The 1,962-nt window shown below is 38.8% G+C and carries 2 protein-coding genes; one reads left to right on the forward strand and one right to left on the reverse strand.

All coding sequences use genetic code 11. From position 1 onward, the window contains the following. Positions 1-626 (forward strand): ISAzo13 family transposase (locus tag CDZ78_RS17080; RefSeq protein WP_140414156.1); only part of this gene is annotated, 626 nt, incomplete at its 5' end. On the opposite strand, the gene CDZ78_RS17085 is transcribed toward CDZ78_RS17080, so the two are convergent. Continuing rightward, a complete protein-coding gene (locus tag CDZ78_RS17085; RefSeq protein ID WP_087871069.1) occupies positions 617-1,468 on the reverse strand; it encodes a hypothetical protein in 852 nt (283 codons plus the stop codon). The genes CDZ78_RS17080 and CDZ78_RS17085 overlap by 10 nt on opposite strands. Between the last annotated feature and the right edge of the window lie 494 nt (positions 1,469-1,962).

The following is a 1,962-nucleotide window of genomic DNA, read 5'->3' on the forward strand; positions in this document are numbered from 1 at the left end:
TATTGGGTACTTTTTATCGTAATGGATCGCTCTATACACAAGCAGCCATTCAAACGAATGATCATGATTTCCCTAGCTCTGCAACAGGCAGTGTTATTCCTCATGGGTTTTATGACCTCAAACGAAACACAGGATATATCACGCTTGGAACGAGTCATGATACCAGTGAATTTGCCTGTGATAGCTTATTTCAATGGTGGGTAAACGAGGGTATTATTCATTATCCTAAAGCAAAATCATTGTTGATCCTTTGCGATGGTGGAGGGAGTAACAGCTCACGGCACTACATTTTTAAAGAAGATTTACAAAAGACTGCGAATGCACTTGGATTGGAAATTAGGATTGCCCACTATCCTCCTTATACCTCCAAGTATAATCCCATTGAACATCGTTTTTTTCCTCATGTGACTCGTGCTTGTGAAGGTGTTGTATTTGACTCGGTTGAAACAGTTAAAACATTGATTTCTAGAACACCAACGTCAAAAGGACTAACAACAATTGTTCACATACTCGACAGAATATACGAGACAGGACGAAAATATGCCGCTGACTTCAAAGAAATAATGCCGATTGTATTTGATACACATTTACCAAAATGGAATTACCGGGCAATTCCTCAAGAATAATTAATATCGGGAAGTTGTTTCGTGCTTATTCCTAAGTTACCAAGTACAACTTTATGGTTATCAGCAACCAAGTTACTAAATACCTTTTTGTATACTGGCTCTAACTGCTCATTCCACATTAGAGTACAAAAAGATATAAATATTGACCAAAATATATAAAACGTAAAATGTATAAAATAATGATGCTTGGTCGAGCCTTTAGATGCATTATCGTGTATTGAATTATAGTTGTTATTAGCAACCTCAAGATCAGCGGCCTTATTAATAAGCTCAATTTTTAATTCGTCAAATGCGAATACCGCTTCTAAATATTTATTTAAAACCTCTTTATCCAATCTGGCGGTTTCACCCAAATTATTATCGTATATTTTTGCCTTTTCAAAGAGTCCTTCAGCTCGATTTGTTTCAGTTATTAAGTCAGTGTAAAACTTTCCATTATCCACCAATTGCAAAACTTCAGGTTTAAAATTATTTTTTACTTGAGCAACGCTATCTTTGGTTCTATGGCAGTGGATTTTCATTATATCTAAAGCAGCTCTTTGTATGTGCCCTTCCATCTTAAGTAACTGTCTAGGAATATTGCCATCGGCATTACCAGTTTGTTTAGATGAGTTATTTGTTTGGTGTCTAAAAAAATGATCGAGTGCATTTCTATACTCATTCCATACTTGAACTGGTATAACACCGTACCTACTTTCGAATACAGATACAAAATAGCGAGCAATAAAATACAAATAAGTAGATTGCTGATAATTTTGGTCTACCTTATTTGATTGCTCTTGAGCTGCCTCAACAAGCATCTCCTTTGTGTTAAATACTATAATTTGTTTTTTGTTAGACATTGTTCTCCAATATTTTTTCCCGCATAGATGTCATAAAAAAAGGAGCCTGAAGGCTCCTTTTTCAGGCGCGCCATGCTACCTCACGAAATTCCGGGACTCCTGTCGCCATAATTCGTTCACCTACGCAGCGGATGGGAGATGCCCTGAACGCCCTGCGTCCGCAACGACTACGCACAAAAGCCGCTTCGTCATTACTACCTCACTGGCTGGACGGCTATTCGGAATGCAATTCTTGCTCCTCTCGCGTGCTGCTAGCACACGTCGAATCAGCGAATTGCCCTGTCGCCTATCAGGGACTAAAAATCACCACTTCGCTAAGCTCCGTTTCCATGATTTTCAGCGATTGAAGTTAAATTTAGCCGCCATGCGTGGATTTCAGGCAAACTACTGACACTCAAAAACGTACATGAACGGTGTAACTTAGGCTCCCGCTATCGTTGGGCTATTGAGGGGATAGCAATCATACTGAAAAGCGCCGTGGTTATTGTTACGAA

It is taken from the genome of Bathymodiolus platifrons methanotrophic gill symbiont, assembly GCF_002189065.1.
In the GTDB taxonomy this organism is placed as follows: Bacteria; Pseudomonadota; Gammaproteobacteria; order Methylococcales; family Methylomonadaceae; genus Methyloprofundus.